Raw genomic sequence first — 18832 nt, forward strand, 5'->3', positions numbered from 1 at the left:
TTTTAACCCCCTCTTTAATCTTTTTTATAAAATTTACTTTCAAACCCATCTGCATCTAGGATAAGTCCTGGTGCCCATTCTGGAACAAAGGACATAATTTGATTTACTTCCTCGATACTAGATGAATCGCTTTCTATAACAACTTCATCATGAATATGCATGACGATATTAAATCCTCTTTTCTCAAGTCTCATCATAGACTCAGCTAAAACATCTCTTGCGATGGCTTGAACAATATTTTCTACAAACTTTCCTCCGTAGGATTCTATCTTGTCCCACTTATTTCCAACTACGATTCCCTCATAGACTATTGATTCACCACCGAATCGATTCATCCCGATTTTTGCTTTTGGATAAGCAAGTCTTCTTTTTGAGGGTAGTTGTATAAAAAGAATGCCTTTTTCATAGCTAATAACTAGGCTCTTATATTCTTCTTTACTTCTAGTCTTTACAACTCTTTTTACGGCTGAATCTATGTCCCACCAAAGACTTACTATATTTGGATTAGCCTCTCGCCAGGAATCAACTATTGATTGAAGTTCGTCTTCAGATAAACCCATCTCAATTCCACCCATTGCTTTAAGAGCACCTAAGGCTCCTTGATAACCACAGGCTAAAGTCGCTATCTTTCCTTTTTGCCTTAGATGACCATTTACTCCATGCTTTTCAACTGGCACTCCAAACATCCTCGATGCTGTTCTACAATAGATATCTTCTCCATTTTCAAATGCATCCAGCACCCATTGTTCTCCTGCAAGCCATGCAAGGACACGAGCCTCAATTGCTGAAAAATCTGAAATAATAAACCTAGTGCCTTCTTTTGCTATAAAGGCTGTCCTTATTAGTTGGGATAAAATATCAGATGGTGATTCATATAGAATTTCCATAGTTTCGTAATCTCTATTTTTTATAAGACTTCTGGCAAGGTCTAAATCTTTTAGATTGTTTCTCCTTAAGTTTTGAACTTGAATAAGCCTTCCTGAATACCTTCCAGTTCTATTTGCTCCATAAAATTGGATCAGACCCCTTGCTCGATTATCTTTTCCTTTTACATTTTTCATAGCATCATATTTTCTAACTGAAGACTTAGATAATTCTTGTCTAAGTTCCAATACTTCTTTTATATCTCCCTCAGTATTTTTAAGAGCAGATTCTACATCTTTTTTAGCTAAGGAGTCTATCTCTAAGCCTTTTTTATTAAGCCATCCTTTTAGCTGTAAGGGGGAATTTGGATTTTCAAGACCAGTTAATTCTATGGCTCTGTCCATATTTTCTTCTCGTAATATTTCATCAAATTTAATAGCTGAATCAACTAAAACTTCATCAATTAAGATTCCTCTGTCATTGATGTTTTGGTCTATCCAGTAGTTTTCCCATTCTGATTGAGGCATAGGAAAGGCTGATAGTTTTTTCTTTATCTCCATTTCTGTTTCCACATCTCTTTGGTTATATTCTTTAAAGGTAGACCACTTTTCTAAATCATGATGTGGTAGATTTCTTGTCCTCATACCATTGGTCTTAGTAGGCTTACAAGGAATAGAAAAATATCTTATAAGAGCCTTGCCTTCATTCATCTTTTGCTTATCAAGTTTCAAAACCTCTCCGACTTTTTCAAGGGATAGAGGTAACCCTAGATAGGCTGACCAAATCATGGTGCAGTACCAACCTTGAGGTTTTAATCTCTTACCTAAAAACCTAGATAGACACACTCTTTCAAAGCTTGCGTTAAAGGCCCACTTTTCTATACTTTTATCACTAAGTGCTGATAATATTTCTTCAGGAATAATCTCTCCATTTGATAAATCTATTACCTTAACTCCTCCATCATCAATAGAATAGGCAAAGAGGAGGATTTCAAAATCCTCACTCTCGGCATATTTATATACACCGCTTTTGCCTAAATCAACTGAAGAATAGGTCTCAAGATCTATGGACAATCTCTTCATAGCTATCACTAAGCTTTGTTAATTCTGCTAAATTATTTTTTCTATCTTCTTTTATTTGTTTTTCTATTTTTCTGATATCTCTATCCAGTTCTTTTAGCTGAGCTTGTAAAAATCCAAGCTTATACCATAAAAAGGACCAAATAGCTAAAACTATCGCTGTAATTAAATAGTCCATTTCTACCTCCTATGCTAAGAAATCTTCATCATCGTCCATAGCATCGAAGTCATCTGCTGCATTAGACCTATTTCCTAGAGGTTGACCATCTCTTAGCTTTTGAATATTTCCTAGCCCAACCGCTACGCCCTTATTGCCATTTACATTGTAGGCGTAGAAGTTAAGAGATACCCTTGCATAAACTCCTGAGTAGACTTCACTCCTATCTAAGATTGGTTCTACGTTTCTATCTACAATTTGAGGTGCTGTCATAGAGTTGGCATTTAAGAAGTATGCATCTGCATAAGCCTCATCATCTTTTTCTGTGTCACCATCTCTTAATGGAAGTTTGATAGATTTCTTATTAGGTTTTTTCCCATTGAATTTAGAAAGTCCTTCATCAATAGCAGCATCTACTGCTTTTTCAATTTTTTCGATTGTTTTTTGGTCGCTCTTTGGGATAATGACAGATACTGAGTATCTTTCTTTACCACCATTGATTGACTTTGGTTCCCACACATTTGCATAAGATAATCTAACTTCACCTGTAATTACTTTTGTTCTATTCATATTTGACATATTATTTACCTCCGAATTCTTCTTTAACATTGTCAATTTTTACTTCTTCTCGCTTGTCATCAATGCTAACTAGGGTTAACTTTCCTTTTGGTTTTTCTAATAAGTCAGTGATATTTTCATCAAAGACTTTTTTACCTAGTAACTTAGTCATAGCTGTGATGCCAAGTAACTTCTCTTCAAAGGGATTAAATCCCAGTTCTTTTACTTTGTTTATAACTTCATCTTCATCTCTGTATCTTCGATTAGACCTGCCCTCAACGAGTTTTAGGTCTTTCCAACTGTGGCCTTTAAGGGCTCTTTCTAAAGCATAGGTTTTGATGTCTTTGACCCATTGTTCCAGTTCGTCTAGTTTTGGCAAGATTTCTTCAATTTCATCGTCAGATAGTTCTGGTGGTAGGGTAAATTCTTCTTGAGCTAGTTTTAAGTTTTCTTCTGTTCTTTTCCTGCATTTATTCTTAGCTTTGCAGAAGATGCACCATTCTCCACAAGAAAATTCTCCTTCTCCTTTGTAAGCTTTCTCTGCAATCTCTCGTATGGATTCTCCCCACTTATAAAGTTCTATCTTTTTGATTTCATAAGTTGAAATATTGCATCTTCTTGGTTGATAGATGTGAAGAATTACATTTTCGATATCATAAATTCCATCAAGGAGACTTAATGCACCAAGTCCATATAACATGAGTTGAGTATTTTCTCTAGCGTCTACCAAAACACCTTGGCCATACTTTAGATCTATTACATGAAGTTCTTTTCCTCCAACAACTACACAGTCTGCTGTGCCAAAGGACTCCTTAACATATTCTGATAGGTCAAGCCTTTCTTCTACAAATACGGCTGGGCTTTCATAACTACTTATTACTTCTGTTACATATGAGGCATATCCTTCAGTTAACTCATCCATTTCTTCATCATAAAAATCCAAATCTTCAGTAGGATCTTTGAGATCCAAGCCTAATAACTTCTTTAGTTTATATTCTGCTAAGGCATGAGCTGAGGTGCCTTCAAGTGCATAAGGACTAACTTCATCTTCATATTTTTCAGAAAGCCTAACGCTTGGTGGACAGTGGATCCAGCGTGAACTACTTGATGCAGATAATATTGCGTGATCACCCATCAGAGTTTCTCCACATCTGCTATCAAGTCTTCATAGTTACTTGGTTCAATCTCAGATAACTTTTTAGCTCCATACTTTTCTAAAAGTTCTCTTATCTTAGCTGTATGACCTAATCTTGATTTATCGGCTAGTATCTTTCTAACATCTTCAATCTCATAAATCTCTTCATTCTGATTTACTTTTTCTTCCTTTTTAGGAACTTCCTCATCACTTTCTAGTGCTGTTAGAAGGACACCTATACTAGATGCAAGATTCTCTGCATCTTCTTTTATTTCCATCAGTAGCTTTATTCTTGACACTTTTTTCTCCTTTCTCGATTTCTCTAACATCCACTGAATCAACTGTCATCCCAGGGTCTAATAGATAAATTTGTCTGTAATCTCCAAACAAAAATTTTATTAATCTGTTTGGAATTTTCCCGACTGCACCTTTAAGGACATTTGTTTTTTGTCCTTTCTCATTTGTTACATTGATGATTATTTTGTGCCTCATGTTTGCCTCCTTTCTGAAAGGGTCATCTCCCTTACAAATCACAGGCAAAGAAAAAGGACGAGTTTTTAACCTCATCCTAAAATATTTAAAAATTATTTTTGATTGTTTCTTTTGCCTTATCCAAATGTTTCTTAACCGCAGCTGAAGATATATTCATTAAATCTGCAATTTCTGACTGCTTGTATCCATCCACAAACATCAACTTGATTACTAATCGCTGTTTATCCGTTAATAAAGAAAGTATATCTTCCATATGCTCCGACCATTCAAATTCTTCATTCATGTCTTTGGATTTAATAGTTGCTATTAATCTTTTATCTGGATCAATATCCCCATAGTTATCGAAATCAATAGATAAATTATAGTTTCTTGGGAATCTTTCCTCTACTTCTCCTTTTAAGAAATCCTCATTAGGTTCATATCCATGACTCTTTTTAAAGTCGCTTATAAATTCTTGTTTCCACGCATCTATTTCAGCTTTTTCTTCTTTAGTTCGTTCAGGTCTTAGATTCTTGTTGTTATAGTAAACTTCACTGTCGTCTAAAGCATGTAGTTTTTTGATGTCCACTTCTGTTATCCCATCTTTTCCTGGTTTTAGTTCCACTTTTGTTTCATCTGCAAACCTATAAACATACGTGGTTCTTTCGTCCGATCTAGTCTTTCTAATTTTCAAAATATTCCTCGCTTTCTTGCCAGATAGCAAGGAGCGAGAAATACAAATTTTACCTACAGTTTATGGAGCATAGTTGTCTTTCACCTAAAAAAGGCTATAAGAAACTAGAGGTACTCCATATACTTCTTTCAAAATTGATTGAAATTAGTTTATATGTGTATCTCACGCCCTTATAGCTAATCAGGCTTGATATAATTTGTAATAAAAAAAGCCTAATTCATCCGTTAAGATAAATTAGGCCGTCTTGCAGCTCTTAAAAATTTATGCTGATTTTTTGTAACTCTTTATGTCGTACTCTGTTTTATCTATTCTTTTAACTAAGGTGATACATCCACCTCTAGCTAGTTGAATACTTTGTCCGACTTCAAGTCTAACTTTAATTTCTTGTTTTTTATAGATATTTTGTAATATCCCAGTTTCTGCTTCAATTTTACAAATAAGTTTATTATTTGCATCTTTTACTTCTTGAATTTCTTTAATAGGCATCTTCCTTTCTTTATATTTTGGCTTGTGATAAAATAACTTCTTCCTTATTGTTGATTTAATGGAACGCTCAACTTAAAAAAATATAGAAGTTATCTCGTTCCATCTATTCAACATAAATTATACCACAAGTGTTGATTGCGTGCAACACTTGTGGTATAATTTTATTACAAGGAGGAAGTTTTATGAAAGATACTTTGGGAAAGGTTATATCCAATAGACGTGAAGAACTAGGAATCTCTCAGCGTGAATTGGCAAAAAAAGTAAAAATTAGTAATTCTACAGTTTCAAGAATTGAAAACGACGATAAGATAACTCCAGATAATAACACTCTTAAGGCTATATCTGAAGTTCTACAAGTCGACTATAACTATCTGCTTGCCTTAAATAAGCAAATAGATGATGAACCAGAAATTCGTATTATTCAAAGAGCAGCAAGAAACATGGATCAAGGAAAAAAAGAAGAGATGTTAAAGGTATTGAAGAAGCATTTTGAAGAAGAATTCGGCAATGCAAATGGAGATATGTAATAGTGAGGTATGCTCCAGATTATAAGATTTCCCTAGAGAAATCATATGAATTATTGGAAGATGCCGAAATCTCTGAAATTCCTATTGATTTAAATAAAATTATTGATTGCTTTAGCAATGAAATCAGTGTAAAAACTTACTCTGAATATATGAATGATGCTAACTGTTCTTTACAAGATGTGATTGATTTTTTCGATAGTGATTTAGGCGCTTGTAGTTATAGACCCGATACAAATAAGTATATTATTTATTATAATGACGTAGATAAAACTGATAACTGGATTAGATTTACCATAGCTCATGAACTAGGACATATTTTTATTGGTCATCACCAAATGCATGGTGTTGATGTTCTATCCAGAAAGGGTGTTGGTAAACATAAATACGAAGAACTTGAAAAAGAAGCAAATAATTTTGCTAGGAATCTATTATCACCTGCACCTCTTGCTGAACAAGTTGTTATGTTTGAAAAAAAGAAAAATCCTAGCACACTATCTGATTTATTTAGCATAACTGTCCCAGCTGCTGAGGTTAGATTACAATATATTTCAAGAGACTTAAGAGATTTTTCTAATTCAATGCTTTCTTTCTTTGAAAACACATTTAATCCTCTCAGTATATATTGCCCTGAATGTGGTGTTGAACACGAAAAAGGAACAGACTATTGTGCTAATTGTGGTTCTAAATCTTTAGCTTTTGGATTTAAATATAAGCGTTTATCTGATAGTAACAATTCTATTAAGTATAGTACTTGTATTATATGTGGTCATAACAACTTTAACCGTCATGCAAAATTTTGTCCTATATGTGGGGTTCCTATATATAACTCTTGTTCTGATAACAAGGATCACGAAGTTAGACTAACTGATTATTACTGCTCAACATGTGGAAATCCCACTACAATGAAAGATTATATTAAAGAGATTACAGAAAAAAGAGGTGAAAGAAATATGCTTTATGAAGATGGTGTAGAATTTGATGAATCAACAATGAAAGTAAAAATTTGTCCTAAATGTGGAAATGAAGAATTTAGTGATGATGCATTATTTTGCAAAATATGTGGAACGAACTTATATAATGATTGTGAAGGAATTCATACTCAGAATTTTAATGGTTTTGATGATATTGGTGAAATACATCATAACCCAAGTAATGTCAGATACTGCGAAACTTGTGGGGCTAAAACAAGATTTTTTATAGATGGAATATTATGCGACCACAGTGAATACAATAAAGATTTTACTGATGATTCTAATTCAGGATTTGATTTTCCAAGTGATGATCAGCTTCCTTTCTAACTAAAAGAACTAGCCTATTTATTTTGGCTAGCTTTTTTTTAATATATTTTATATGTCTATTCTGTCCACTCTCCCTATAAATATCTATTCTGTCTACACACCCCTACGATTTTAACTATTGATATGTTCCCACAAGGTATTTTCCAAAAAGAAAAATGACTTTTAGGATTTCTTCTAAAACCCCAAAAGCCATTGATTTCAACACTTTTATAGCCTATTATCTTAATTTCTTGACATCAATACTACACTCTCCACATGCATGGTCTGTGGGAACATGTCTACTGCTTTTATTTTTTTTAGAGTGTAGGCTTTATCTGTGAATCTTTTTATATCTCTTGCTAGAGTTTGGGGGTTGCAGGATATGTAGACTATTTTTTGTATTTTTGAGTCTGTTATTGCTTTTATTAGGTCTTTGTCTAGACCTGCTCTTGGTGGGTCTAGTGTTATGGCGTCTATTTTTTCATTTTTTATGAATTTTTCGTCTATGTATTTGGCGTTTTTGGCTAGGAATTTATAATTTTTAAGTCCATTTCTTTTTGCATTTTCATTTGCATCTTTGATGGCATTTTTATTTATTTCTACTCCTATTACATTATCGCCATTTATGGCAATTGAACTTGTTGCCGATCCGCAATAAAGATCTAGGATTTTTTGATTGTCACCTAGAAATTCTTTTGCCTGTGAGTACAAATTTTCTATTTGAAAGTCATTTACTTGATAAAAATCAAGGGCGCTTATTTTAAAATTTTTGCCTAAAATATTATATTCAAGGTATCCATTTCCAGTAATTACTATAAGTTTTTTCTCATCTATTAAATTAATCTTGTATTTATTATCCGAGTAATTTTCTTTTATATAACTTAAGCTTTCTTGGTCAAACTTCCCTTGTAAATTTAATAAGATCTCACTTTTATTTGCTCTTATTGTGATTTCATCAATTTTTGCAGATGAGTTTTGATCTATATCCTTAGTTATTTTTGTAATTTCTGCAAAGTTATTGGATATTAATTCGTTTGCTATTAGACAATTTTTTATTGCTACATACTGGTCTGAGTAGTTTTTAAGGTAGTTTAAATTGCCTTTTTCGTCTACTTTTAAGCGGATTTTATTTCTATAATGAAATTCTTTGGATTCTATTATTTCTAAATCTGAAATTTCGACTTTTGCCGATTTTTTTAAAGCATTTTCTATTAAATTCTTCTTTAATTCTATTTGCCTTTGATAATTGATATTCATTATAGAACAACCTCCACATTCATCGAAATATGGACATGGAGGTTTTCTATAATACTGACTTTTAATTTTTGTTTGAATTTTCCTAGCTTCCAAATAATTTTTCTTAAAATCTAGAATTTCGGCATCGAGGACTTCGCCAAAGATTGCATTTTCTATAAATATAGTTTTGCCATCTTTTTTGCCAACTCCTCTGCCATCTTGGATTATATCAATTATCTTGATATCTTTTATTATCATTAGATAACTTTTGTCTCTCCTTTGTATATAACCCCACCGATTGGATCTACTGTTATGATTTCTCCATTTTTGACTAGATTTCTTATATTAAAAGCACCTACTACAGCAGGTATTCCAAAATGAACCGCTGATATTGCTGTATGACTTGTTAGTCCTCCTTCTTCTGTTACTAGGGCACTTGCTTTTTCTATAAATTCCGTAATATCGGAATCGGTGAATTTGGCTACTATTATATCGCCTTCTTCAAATTTTTCTTCAAGTTCTTTTTTTGTTGATGCAAGGCAAACTTTTCCTGCTACAGATTTTGTACCAATTCCTGTACCACTTGTTATTATATCTCCTATTACATGAACTTTTATCAAGTTTGAATTTCCAGATATACCCAAAGGAATTCCTGCAGTTACTACTGTTAGATCTCCTTCATTAACGTATTTCCCATTTATAGCTGCAAATATTGCACGTTCGATTAGTTCATCTGTTTCTTTGGCTTCTTGGATTACGACTGGATAAACTCCCCAAACTACTGATAATTGACGAGCTACTCTTTCTGTGGTTGTTGCTGCAACAATATTTGTTTTTGGCTTGAATTTTGATAAAACTCTTGAGGTATTTCCAGAAGATGTGCAAGAAATTATTGCTTTTGCATCCAATTCTTTGGCTATATCACAGGTATTTTTTGCAATGGCATTAGTTATATTATTTAAAGTTGAGATATCAGTTTCATAAACATTTTTGTTAAAATCATCTGATAATTCTGTAGTTATACAGATATTTCTCATAGTATTAACTGCTTCAACTGGATATTTTCCTCCAGCAGTTTCTCCTGAAAGCATTACGCAATCTGTACCATCTATTATAGCATTTGCCACATCTGTTGTTTCGGCACGAGTTGGTCTTGGATTTCTTATCATAGAATCAAGCATTTGTGTAGCTGTAATTACAGGTTTTGAAGCCATATTTACTTTTCTTATAATTTGTTTTTGAACAATAGGTATTAGTTCTGTTTTTATCTCAACTCCCAAATCACCACGAGCTACCATTATTCCATCGCTTGCTTCGATAATTTCATCAAGATTGTCTACACCTTCTTGAGATTCTATTTTTGAGATGATTTTGATATTTTCACCGCCGTGATCTTCTAGTACACGTCTAATATCATAAACATCTTCTTTTTTGCGGACAAAGGATGCAGCAATAAAATCAATATCATTTTCAATACCAAATTTTATATCGTCAACATCTTTTGGTGTAATTGATGGAAGATTTGTTTTTGAACCTGGTAAATTAACTCCCTTGTGATTTGAAAGAATCCCATTGTTTAAAGCTTTGCAAATCACTTCAGTTCCATCTTTTATTTCTGTTACTTTAAGTTGAACTAAACCATCATCTATATAAATAATAGATCCAACTTCTACATCATTTGGCAAGCCCTTGTATGATACGGATACGATGTTTGAATTTCCAATTATGTCTCTTGTTGTTAGGGTAAAAGTATCGTTTGGTTTTAGGTAAACTTCGTCAACATCAAAATTTCCTGTTCTAATTTCTGGACCTTTGGTATCTAACATAATTGCAACAGGTACATTTAATTTGCGTCTTACTTTTCTTATAGTTTTTATTTTTTCTAAATGTTCTTCATGAGTTCCATGAGAAAAGTTTAGTCTTGCAACATTCATTCCATTTTTGATAAGTTCTTCAAGAATTTCTGGTTTTTCAGAAGAAGGACCTATGGTGCATACTATCTTCGTTTTCTTTAAATGTTCTGGTAATTGATTCATTCTAACTCCTTTTATTTTGAAAGGTTATTTGCTAATTCATACAAATTTTCATTAAATTGAGATTTGCAACTTACAGCTTCGTCAATTGTTACATCGATAAGTTTGCCATTAACAAATCCTATTGCAATGTTTGTTTTTTCTTCTTGCAAGAGTTCTACTGCATGAGCACCCATGGTTGATCCTAATAGTCTATCAACTGCTGAAGGAGAACCACCTCTTTGGACATGACCTAAAACTGTAACTTTTGTTTCGATTCCAGTTTTTTCTTCAAGTTCTCTTGCTATGGAATAAGCATCGCCAACACCTTCTGCTAGGGTAATTAAATGGTGTAATTTTCCTCTTTTTCTACCATGTTCCATCTTTTCTATTATTTCATCAATTGAAAATTCATGTTCTGGTACAATTATAGATTCGCTACCACCTGCAAGACCTGAAAATAAAGCAAGATCCCCACAATTCCTTCCCATAACTTCTACAACAACCGCACGACCATGAGAGCTTGATGTATCACGTAGTTTTCCTATAGCATCACTTACAGTTTCAATTGCCGTGAAGAATCCTATGGTGTAATCAGTGTATCCCATATCATTGTCGATTGTTCCTGGAATTCCTATAGTTTTTATTCCCAAATCAGATAGAGCCTTAGCTCCCTTGTATGATCCATCTCCACCAATTACAATCAAACCTTCTATACCATAATCAGTGAGAATTTGAGCTGCTCTTTCTTGTCCTTCTTTTTCCTTAAATTCACTGCTTCTAGCAGTTCCTAAAATCGTTCCACCCTTATGGATGATATCAGCCACAGATGATACATTCATCTCGTAAATATCACCTTTCATAAGTCCATCAAAACCATTTCTGATGCCCTTTATTCTCATACCATTATTTAAAGCAGTTCTAACAGCTGCTCTTATGGCAGAGTTCATACCAGGGGCATCACCACCGCTTGTCAAAATACCGATTGTTTTCATATTTACTCCTTAATTTAACTTAACATTTTCTTTTCCTAAAAAATTAATAAAGTTTTCTAACTTTTCTTCACTTGTGTCGACCCATAATTTTTCATCTAATTTTACTGTTTTTTTCTTATCTGCAAAGTAAATTACAACTGGAGTCTTTCCCAAGTTTTCGTTAATTATTTCCTTTAAATCATTATACTTATCAAAATTGATTTTCATATATAGAATCTTTAATTGCATTTTTTCTATATCAAAAATTTCCGATACAAGTAATTTTATATCATTTTCATCTACTTGCAACCTACCTTTGACAAGGACTAACTTATCTTCCTCTACAAGACTTCTAAATTTCCTGTAAGTTTCAGGAAAAATTATCATCTCTACATTACCATACAAATCTTCTAGATTTGCAAATGACATTAGCTCACGCTTTTTGGTCATTATTTCTGATTTATTTGTGATAATTCCTGCCATAGTTACAAATTTATTATCTAATCTTGCCAATTCATTTTCTGTAAGCTCATCTTTAAAATTTGTTTGATAAGTAACTAAATCTTTGAGTCTATCACCTGCATCGCTTAAAGGATGATCTGTTATATAAAATCCCAAAACATCCTTTTCAAGAGATAATTTTATGTTTTGGGGATATTCATTAATTTTTGGCATACTTATATCATCTACTGACTCTTCGCTACTAACTGCTAAATCCAAAAGATTTATCTGACCTTTAAGATTTATCTTTTGACCTTCGTGGATATTTGTCATTGCAGATTCGTAAATTGCCATCAATCTACTTCTATAATATCCCATGCTATCAAAAGCTCCAGCCTTTATAAGCGACTCTAAGCCCTTTTTATTTAAAGCTCTGCTATCGTATTGTTCAATTCTTTCTAGAAAATCCTTGAAATTTTTAAATTTCCCATCTTTTTCTCTAGTATTTACTATGGCAGTTATAAAATTGCTGCCCAGATTTTTTATTGCTGAAAGACCAAAAATTATTTTTTTGTTTTTTACATGGAAATTATTATATGACCTATTTACATCTGGTGCAATTATTTCAATGCCCAATTCTTTTGCTTCGCTTATGTAGGCATATAATTTTGAGCTACTATCCATTACTGATGATATTAAATTTGCCATATATTCTTCCTTGAAATAATACTTCAAATAAGCAGTTTGAACTGCAACCAAAGAATAGGCGGCTGAGTGGGATTTATTAAAAGCGTATTTGGCAAAAGAAATCATCTCATCATAAATTTTGTTGGCATTTTCTTTGCTCACGCCATTTCTAATACAACCTGGTATTAGGACAATACCATTTTCATCAAGTTTTCCATTGACAAAAATTTCTCTATTTGCCTGCATAACATCCATCTTTTTCTTGCTCATTGCTCTTCTAAGATTGTCTGCTTCTCCTAGAGAAAATCCTCCCAATTGCTGAACTATCTGCATAACTTGCTCTTGGTAAACTATTATGCCGTAGGTGACTTTTAAAATAGGTTCAAGTTTTTTGTCAATGTATTTTATATCATTTGGATTATTCTTATTGTGGATATAAGTTGGGATTTGATCCATTGGCCCTGGTCTAAACAAAGAATTTGCCGCAACTAAATCGTCAAAAACTGTGGGTTTTAGATTTTTTAGGAAATTTCTCATTCCTGAAGATTCAAATTGAAATAGGCCTATGGTTTTTGCCTTATTAAATTGATGGATGATATTTGGATCATTTTCATCGATTTTGTCTATATCGATCTTAATGCCACGATTATTCTTAACATCTCTTATAGTATCTTTGATAACTGTAAGGTTTCTTAGTCCAAGAAAATCCATTTTTAATAGTCCCAATTCCTCAATTTCTATCATATTAAATTGAGTTACAACTTGATCGTTGGATAAAGCTAAAGGAACTATATCCGTTAAAATTTCTTTACTCATCACAACTCCTGCCGCATGGATAGAAGTATGGCGAGGTAAGGCTTCGATTTTTCTTGCAGTATCAATCAACCTTTTGGATTGGACATCATTTTCATAGGCTTGCCTAAACTTATCTGACTCTTCCAAAGCTCTATCAAGTGTCATATTTATAACTTGAGGGACAAGTTTAGCTATCTTGTCAACCTTGCCATAGGAAATATCCAAAACTCTTCCCACATCTCTAATAGCATTTCTTGCTTGCATTCTACCAAAAGTTACAATTTGAGAAACATGATCTCTGCCATAAAGCTCATTTACATATTCTACAACTTCATCACGCCTTACATAATCAAAGTCTATGTCTATATCGGGCATAGAAACTCTTTCTGGATTTAGAAATCTCTCAAAAATCAGATTATATTTCAGTGGATCAATTTGTGTAATATCTAGGGCGTAAGAAACTAAAGAACCTGCTGCAGATCCACGACCTGGACCTACTGCTATGTCATTATCTTTGGCGTATTTTACAAAATCCCAAACTATTAAAAAATAATCCACATAGCCCATATTATTTATTACAGTAATTTCTTTTTCAGCCCTTTTTCTAATATCTTCTGTTATTTTCTCATATTTTTTATAAAGACCATCATTTACAAGCCTTGTCAAATATTCTAAATTTGTGGTTTTTGCTGGAAGTTTTGAGAAAAAAGGAAGGTGCGGATGATGAAATTCTATTTCAACATTGCACATATCCACTATTTTTTGGGTATTTTCAATTGCTCTATCATAATCTTTAAAAATCGCATCCATTTCTTGAGGAGATTTTAGATAAAATTCATCACAAGGCATCTTCATCCTATTTTCATCTTTTAAAAGGGTGCCTGTTTGAATGCAAAGCAAAACATCTTGATAATAGGCATCTTCTCTATTTATGTAATGAACATCATTTGTTGCTACAAGCTCAATGCCTAAGTCCTTATGAATCTTATTTAAAGTTTCGTTTACTTTGATTTGCTCTTTAATCCCATGATTTTGCAATTCCAAATAATAATTTTCTTTACCAAAAACTTCTAGGTATTTTTCTGCTGTCTGATATGCTCCTTTGATATCATTTTCAAGAATTTTTTGATTTACTTGCCCATTTAGACAAGCACTTAAGGCTATTAGTCCCTTGGAATATTTTTCTATAAATTCAAAATCAACTCTTGGTTTGTAATAAAATCCTTTGACATAGGCTTCAGAAACTATTTTTAGTAAATTCTTGTAACCTTCGTTATTTTTGGCAAGCAATATCAAATGATAATATTTTTTGTTTGTAGGATCTTTTATAAGATGATCTTTTTCTGCCACATAAACTTCGCAACCAATAATTGGCTTGATACCTTTTTCTTTGGCTTTCTTGTAAAATTCAATAACCCCATACATTTGTCCATGGTCAGTTATTGCCAAAGAATCCATGCCCAATTCTTTGCACTTATCTAGAAGGAGATTTATTCTGGAAAATCCATCTAAAAGCGAATATTCAGTATGTACATGTAAATGCGTAAATTTATTTTCCATTTTTTCTCCTAAATTTTAATCCAAATCTTCAGCCATTTTTATGAATTTTTGAAGTCTGTAGTTTACTTTTGATTTACTCATTGGTGGATTAAGCATTTGACCAAGTTCTTCTATGGATGTATAAGGATTATCAACTCTTAATTCTGCAAGTTCTATCATTTCTTTTGATAAGGATTTTAGTTTATCATTTTTATCAAGTAGTTTTATGGCAGCAACTTGCTTAAGTGAAGCTTTGACAGTTCTATCAATATTTGCTTTGTCAAAATTTGTTTGTCTATTTATATCATTTCTAATAGATTTCATGGCTTTGACATCTTCAAGTTCAAACAAAGATTTATTTGCACCGATAATTGCCAAAAAATCTGAAATTTTATCGCTATCTTTCAAATAAACTACATAAGAATCCTTCTTATCATTGATCCTTGGCATAAGTTCAAAAATTTCCATTAAAGATTTTATAAGCTCTGCTTCTTTTAAAGAATTTGCAGGAATTTCAAGATTATAACCTCTCATAGGATCATTTATAGATCCCTTTATAATAAAAACAATTTTAAGTAATGATTTTATAGCGTCCAAAGAAACATCATCTAAATCGCAATCCTTATTAAAAAAGAAATTTCTAGACTCATTTATTAAATCATCTGTTATAGTTGATTCTTCGATAATTATTGTAAATAACCTATCTTTTTGCTTATCCTTAATCTCAAAAATCGGCGAATAATCGTAGACTTCTTTGATTAAATTATAAATGTATCTTGCAAGACTATTTGATTCAGTTTTAAAAAGAACAGCAAAAATATTTTTTGATATTCTTATTGAAGCTAAATATTGAAATATTGACAATAATTCTGCTTTCTCATTTATGGGTTCTTTTTTTAAAACTTCTTTTTTGCATCTTTTTGAAAAAGACATCTAATCACCTAGTTTAACAATTTTTCCTTTAGTTTTTCTATAATCTTTTTATCTACCCCTGCATAGGCTAGATAAGCTTCAAAGCTCTCGTATTTTCTGATCAAATATTCATAGGCTTCTTTCATATTGTAAGGACTAGTTATTCTAAAGACAGAATAGGGTTCATTTTCATCATATCTTTCTACATATCCTAAATATGCCGAAGAAATTTCATAATCTGCTATGATATCAGATCTTGAAACATTGGCAAGACCTAATAGTATCATAGAAATTATTCCCGTCCTATCTTTGCCTTCTTGGCAATGAAATAAGCTTATACCATTATCTTGGCTTAGAACTTCCATTATTTCTCTAATTTTTTTATAATTATCTATCAAAGTCCTGTAAGTTGATCCAATGGAAATTTCTCTATTGATAATTTGTCGTATTTCTTTTTCTCTAAGGCCCTTATCTGGAGCTAATGATATCTGATGGTAATCAAAATTTGCCTGTAATTTTTTATAACTTTGGCTTTCAAAAGGTATTTCACTTTCTCTTCTTAAATCGATTAAAGATTTTACTCCATAATCTTTTAAAAATTTTATATCACAATCTTTGGCATCATCAAGAGTAGCTGTCCTTAGAAATTTCCCCCAACTGGTGACTTTACCATCTAAGGTAGGAAATCCTCCCAGATCTCTAGCATTTTTTATATTATCTATTGCTAATCTTCTATAAAACTGCATTCTACCACTTATCCCTATCTCTGTGTTTTTTTATTAAAATATAATCACTGTCTTTCATTAACTCATACATACTTTCGACCATGTATACGGATCTGTGTTTACCACCAGTACAAGCAAAAGCAATGGTCAGTGTGTTCTTTCCTTGTTTTTCAAATTCTGGAATTAGAGTTTTTAAAAGCTCATAGACCATTGACTTAAATTTATTTGCTATTTCAAAACTATCAAGGTATTTTTTTAACTTATCATCTTTGCCATTTAGTTTTTTTAAATCTTCAATATAATAAGGGTTTGGCAAAAATCTCATATCAAAGACATAATCAAAATTTTCGCTTATGCCATTTTTGTATCCAAAAGATATGAGATTTATAATCATTTTTTTACTTTTTATTGTTAAATCTTCGATTACCTTTTTTAGCTCTTTGCTCGTATAGTCGCTGGTGTCGATGAATCTATCGGATATTTTTCTGATTTCTTTTAATAATTCTTTTTCCTTTAATATTCCATCTGCTACACTGCCATATTCTCCCAAAGGGTGAGGTCTTCTATGTTCATTGTATCTTTTTAAAATTACGCTATCGTTGCAATATAAATAAATTATTTCTGTATCAGGATTTAATTCTTTCAAGCTTTCAAAAGAACTTTTCAAATCACTATCTATATTGTGCGACCTAAAATCTATTACCGCAGCCATTTTCTCAATTGGTTTTTCTTGAATTTCATTTAATTCTATTAATTTTTTTACCAAATAAGCTGGACAATTGTCCATAGCATAATAACCCATATCCTCAAAGGCTCTTAGGGCTGTGGTTTTTCCAGATCCACTTAAGCCAGTAATTATTCTAAGCTTCATTACTCTTCCCCAATTAATTTGACCTCACGTTCTAATTTAAAACCAGTTTTCTCATAAACAATTTTTGCTACATGATCGATAAATTTTAACATCTCTTCACTTGTTGCATTGCCTTTATTTATAATAAAGCCACAATGTTTCTCACTTACTGCACAATCGCCAACAGCATATCCACGTAGTCCACACTCATCAATTAGTTTTGAAGCATAAGAGCCCTCTGGTCTTTTAAAAGTAGAACCAGCAGATTTTTTATCTAAAGGCTGTTTAGATGCTCTTCTATTGGTATAGTCTTCGTATTTTGCTTTTGCTTGATTATTCTCATCATAGGCTAAATTAAAAGTTGCTGAGGAAACTATCAAATTATCGTCAAATATTTTTGAATGCCTATAAGAAAAATTCATCTGATCATTGGTAAAATTATATTCATTTCCAAAGTAATCAAAGGCATTAACGCTTAGGCAAATATCTTTTATTTCCTTACCATAAGCTCCAGCATTCATTGCCACAGCTCCTCCAACTGATCCAGGGATTCCAGATATCTCTTCCATACCCGTTAGAGAATTTTCTATGGCAAATAGGGCTGCAGAATTTAATTTACTTCCTGCATAGGCTGTCAATTTATTTCCATCTACACTTATAAAGTTGTAGTTATCTGCCAATAATAAGACGCATCCTCTAATTCCCTTATCAGTTACTAAGAGATTTGACCCTCTTCCTATAACTGTTGTTGGAATATTATTTTTATAATTAAATTTTAATAAGTTTTGTAATTGTTCTTTGCTTTTGACTTTGACTAAAACATCACTAGCTCCACCAATGCCCCAAGTTGTGTATTCTTTTAGCAATTGATCAAAAAGGATCTCTCCAAAGTCCTCATCTTTATATAATGATCTATAATCCATCTTACCTCCTAGATTTAATATTATTAAATCTTAGTTCTTCCTATTAATTATACCGTAATTGTTTGATTTTGTTGTATAATTTAAGTAAAATGTTTGATAATAATTTTTATTTTTTTATTTCACGATTGACTTATTAGTTATTATTTTAATTATTGGAAAATTTTATAAATGATTTTTAATATATCAGATTAAAAATTTGTAATTTCCCAAAAAATTTGGTAAAATAATAAAGATTAATTGTAAAAAAGCTAGGAGGTGTTTAAATGGCAAAAGAATGTGATGTATGTGGAAAAGGTACAAAAGCTGGAAAAACTATTACTTTCTCCCATAGAAATATTAACAGAACCTTTAAACCAAATGTGCATAAAATTAGAGCTATTGTAGATGGAACTCCAAAAACAATCAACGTATGTACTAAATGTTTAAAATCTGGAAGAGTTGAAAAAGCATAATAATGCTTTTTTTAATTTAAGGACTTGAGTAAAGATCA

The 18832-nt window shown here is 32.0% G+C and carries 19 protein-coding genes; 3 read left to right on the plus strand and 16 right to left on the minus strand.

The genetic code is table 11. The annotated features are described in order from the left end of the window. Nucleotides 1–14: 14 nt before the first annotated feature. From GAN53_RS00100 to GAN53_RS00135, 8 genes are all read right to left on the minus strand, one after another. Nucleotides 15–1946, minus strand: coding sequence for a DNA polymerase (locus GAN53_RS00100; protein ID WP_151409026.1), 1932 nt, complete (start codon nucleotides 1944–1946; stop codon nucleotides 15–17). Next, on the minus strand, nucleotides 1921–2121 hold the full coding sequence (locus tag GAN53_RS00105) for a hypothetical protein (RefSeq protein ID WP_002834902.1): 201 nt from the start codon (nucleotides 2119–2121) through the stop codon (nucleotides 1921–1923). The genes GAN53_RS00100 and GAN53_RS00105 overlap by 26 nt, the downstream gene beginning before the upstream one ends. Nucleotides 2122–2130: 9 nt before the next feature. Beyond that, nucleotides 2131–2679, minus strand: a complete 549-nt coding sequence (locus tag GAN53_RS00110) for a DUF2815 family protein (protein WP_151409027.1) — start codon at nucleotides 2677–2679, stop codon at nucleotides 2131–2133. 1 nt (nucleotide 2680) lies between these two features. Further along, nucleotides 2681–3793, minus strand: coding sequence for a DUF2800 domain-containing protein (locus tag GAN53_RS00115; protein WP_151409028.1), 1113 nt, complete (start codon nucleotides 3791–3793; stop codon nucleotides 2681–2683). Beyond that, entirely contained in the window at nucleotides 3793–4092 is a 300-nt protein-coding gene (locus GAN53_RS00120; RefSeq protein WP_151409029.1) for a hypothetical protein, read from the minus strand. Before GAN53_RS00120 ends, GAN53_RS00115 begins: the two co-directional genes overlap by 1 nt. Continuing rightward, nucleotides 4034–4285, minus strand: a complete 252-nt coding sequence (locus GAN53_RS00125; protein ID WP_151409030.1) for a hypothetical protein — start codon at nucleotides 4283–4285, stop codon at nucleotides 4034–4036. Before GAN53_RS00125 ends, GAN53_RS00120 begins: the two co-directional genes overlap by 59 nt. A gap of 85 nt (nucleotides 4286–4370) precedes the next feature. Continuing rightward, a complete protein-coding gene (locus GAN53_RS00130) occupies nucleotides 4371–4958 on the minus strand; it encodes a sigma-70 family RNA polymerase sigma factor (RefSeq protein ID WP_151409031.1) in 588 nt (195 codons plus the stop codon). 261 nt (nucleotides 4959–5219) lie between these two features. After that, complete coding sequence (locus GAN53_RS00135; protein ID WP_049690752.1) at nucleotides 5220–5444, minus strand: hypothetical protein; 225 nt, start codon at nucleotides 5442–5444, stop codon at nucleotides 5220–5222. Between the two features lie 182 nt (nucleotides 5445–5626). Here GAN53_RS00135 and GAN53_RS00140 point away from each other — a divergent pair, with 182 nt between their 5' ends. Both GAN53_RS00140 and GAN53_RS00145 read left to right on the plus strand, forming a co-directional pair. Then, entirely contained in the window at nucleotides 5627–5971 is a 345-nt protein-coding gene (locus tag GAN53_RS00140) for a helix-turn-helix domain-containing protein (protein ID WP_151409032.1), read from the plus strand. A 2-nt stretch (nucleotides 5972–5973) separates the two neighbouring features. After that, nucleotides 5974–7269 carry an ImmA/IrrE family metallo-endopeptidase gene (locus GAN53_RS00145; RefSeq protein ID WP_151409033.1) on the plus strand — a complete coding sequence of 432 codons (1296 nt, stop codon included), beginning with the start codon at nucleotides 5974–5976 and terminating at the stop codon, nucleotides 7267–7269. A gap of 222 nt (nucleotides 7270–7491) precedes the next feature. Here the strand turns inward: GAN53_RS00145 and rlmD are convergent, their stop codons facing one another. Genes rlmD through murB form a run of 8 tightly spaced genes read right to left on the minus strand, consistent with a single transcriptional unit; the run spans nucleotide 7492 to nucleotide 18342 of the window. Beyond that, entirely contained in the window at nucleotides 7492–8742 is a 1251-nt protein-coding gene (rlmD, locus tag GAN53_RS00150; RefSeq protein WP_151409034.1) for a 23S rRNA (uracil(1939)-C(5))-methyltransferase RlmD, read from the minus strand. After that, nucleotides 8742–10520 (minus strand): pyruvate kinase, encoded by a 1779-nt coding sequence (gene pyk / locus GAN53_RS00155; RefSeq protein ID WP_151409035.1) that lies wholly within the window; start codon nucleotides 10518–10520, stop codon nucleotides 8742–8744. Before pyk ends, rlmD begins: the two co-directional genes overlap by 1 nt. 11 nt (nucleotides 10521–10531) lie before the next feature. Continuing rightward, nucleotides 10532–11491 carry a 6-phosphofructokinase gene (gene pfkA / locus GAN53_RS00160; protein WP_151409036.1) on the minus strand — a complete coding sequence of 320 codons (960 nt, stop codon included), beginning with the start codon at nucleotides 11489–11491 and terminating at the stop codon, nucleotides 10532–10534. Nucleotides 11492–11500: 9 nt separating this feature from the next. Beyond that, nucleotides 11501–14953 carry a DNA polymerase III subunit alpha gene (locus tag GAN53_RS00165; RefSeq protein WP_151409037.1) on the minus strand — a complete coding sequence of 1151 codons (3453 nt, stop codon included), beginning with the start codon at nucleotides 14951–14953 and terminating at the stop codon, nucleotides 11501–11503. 15 nt (nucleotides 14954–14968) lie between these two features. Continuing rightward, the gene (whiA, locus tag GAN53_RS00170; RefSeq protein ID WP_151409038.1) at nucleotides 14969–15865 is read right to left on the minus strand and encodes a DNA-binding protein WhiA; all 897 of its coding nucleotides are present in this window, start codon (nucleotides 15863–15865) and stop codon (nucleotides 14969–14971) included. Nucleotides 15866–15873: 8 nt separating this feature from the next. Beyond that, a complete protein-coding gene (locus GAN53_RS00175) occupies nucleotides 15874–16590 on the minus strand; it encodes a tyrosine-protein phosphatase (RefSeq protein ID WP_151409039.1) in 717 nt (238 codons plus the stop codon). A 1-nt stretch (nucleotide 16591) separates the two neighbouring features. Then, complete coding sequence (gene rapZ / locus GAN53_RS00180) at nucleotides 16592–17440, minus strand: RNase adapter RapZ (protein ID WP_151409040.1); 849 nt, start codon at nucleotides 17438–17440, stop codon at nucleotides 16592–16594. Beyond that, nucleotides 17440–18342 (minus strand): UDP-N-acetylmuramate dehydrogenase, encoded by a 903-nt coding sequence (gene murB, locus GAN53_RS00185; protein WP_151409041.1) that lies wholly within the window; start codon nucleotides 18340–18342, stop codon nucleotides 17440–17442. The genes rapZ and murB overlap by 1 nt, the downstream gene beginning before the upstream one ends. 263 nt (nucleotides 18343–18605) lie before the next feature. On the opposite strand from murB, the gene rpmB reads away from it, so the two are divergent. Continuing rightward, on the plus strand, nucleotides 18606–18794 hold the full coding sequence (gene rpmB, locus GAN53_RS00190; RefSeq protein ID WP_151409042.1) for a 50S ribosomal protein L28: 189 nt from the start codon (nucleotides 18606–18608) through the stop codon (nucleotides 18792–18794). The last annotated feature ends 38 nt before the right edge of the window (nucleotides 18795–18832 follow it).

Origin of the sequence: Anaerococcus sp. Marseille-P9784 (assembly GCF_902500265.1) — a bacterium.
Classification (GTDB): domain Bacteria; phylum Bacillota; class Clostridia; order Tissierellales; family Peptoniphilaceae; genus Anaerococcus.

Bases quoted from the DNA above. Each gene is read 5' to 3' on its own strand.
- GAN53_RS00105 (WP_002834902.1), bottom strand. From the start codon at position 2,121: ATGGACTATTTAATTACAGCGATAGTTTTAGCTATTTGGTCCTTTTTA.
- rpmB (WP_151409042.1), top strand. From the start codon at position 18,606: ATGGCAAAAGAATGTGATGTATGTGGAAAAGGTACAAAAGCTGGAAAA.
- GAN53_RS00110 (WP_151409027.1), bottom strand. From the start codon at position 2,679: ATGTCAAATATGAATAGAACAAAAGTAATTACAGGTGAAGTTAGATTA.
- GAN53_RS00125 (WP_151409030.1), bottom strand. From the start codon at position 4,285: ATGAGGCACAAAATAATCATCAATGTAACAAATGAGAAAGGACAAAAA.
- GAN53_RS00140 (WP_151409032.1), top strand. From the start codon at position 5,627: ATGAAAGATACTTTGGGAAAGGTTATATCCAATAGACGTGAAGAACTA.
- rapZ (WP_151409040.1), bottom strand. From the start codon at position 17,440: ATGAAGCTTAGAATAATTACTGGCTTAAGTGGATCTGGAAAAACCACA.
- GAN53_RS00165 (WP_151409037.1), bottom strand. From the start codon at position 14,953: ATGGAAAATAAATTTACGCATTTACATGTACATACTGAATATTCGCTT.
- pyk (WP_151409035.1), bottom strand. From the start codon at position 10,520: ATGAATCAATTACCAGAACATTTAAAGAAAACGAAGATAGTATGCACC.
- rlmD (WP_151409034.1), bottom strand. From the start codon at position 8,742: ATGATAATAAAAGATATCAAGATAATTGATATAATCCAAGATGGCAGA.
- pfkA (WP_151409036.1), bottom strand. From the start codon at position 11,491: ATGAAAACAATCGGTATTTTGACAAGCGGTGGTGATGCCCCTGGTATG.
- GAN53_RS00135 (WP_049690752.1), bottom strand. From the start codon at position 5,444: ATGCCTATTAAAGAAATTCAAGAAGTAAAAGATGCAAATAATAAACTT.
- GAN53_RS00175 (WP_151409039.1), bottom strand. From the start codon at position 16,590: ATGCAGTTTTATAGAAGATTAGCAATAGATAATATAAAAAATGCTAGA.
- GAN53_RS00115 (WP_151409028.1), bottom strand. From the start codon at position 3,793: ATGGGTGATCACGCAATATTATCTGCATCAAGTAGTTCACGCTGGATC.
- GAN53_RS00100 (WP_151409026.1), bottom strand. From the start codon at position 1,946: ATGAAGAGATTGTCCATAGATCTTGAGACCTATTCTTCAGTTGATTTA.
- murB (WP_151409041.1), bottom strand. From the start codon at position 18,342: ATGGATTATAGATCATTATATAAAGATGAGGACTTTGGAGAGATCCTT.
- whiA (WP_151409038.1), bottom strand. From the start codon at position 15,865: ATGTCTTTTTCAAAAAGATGCAAAAAAGAAGTTTTAAAAAAAGAACCC.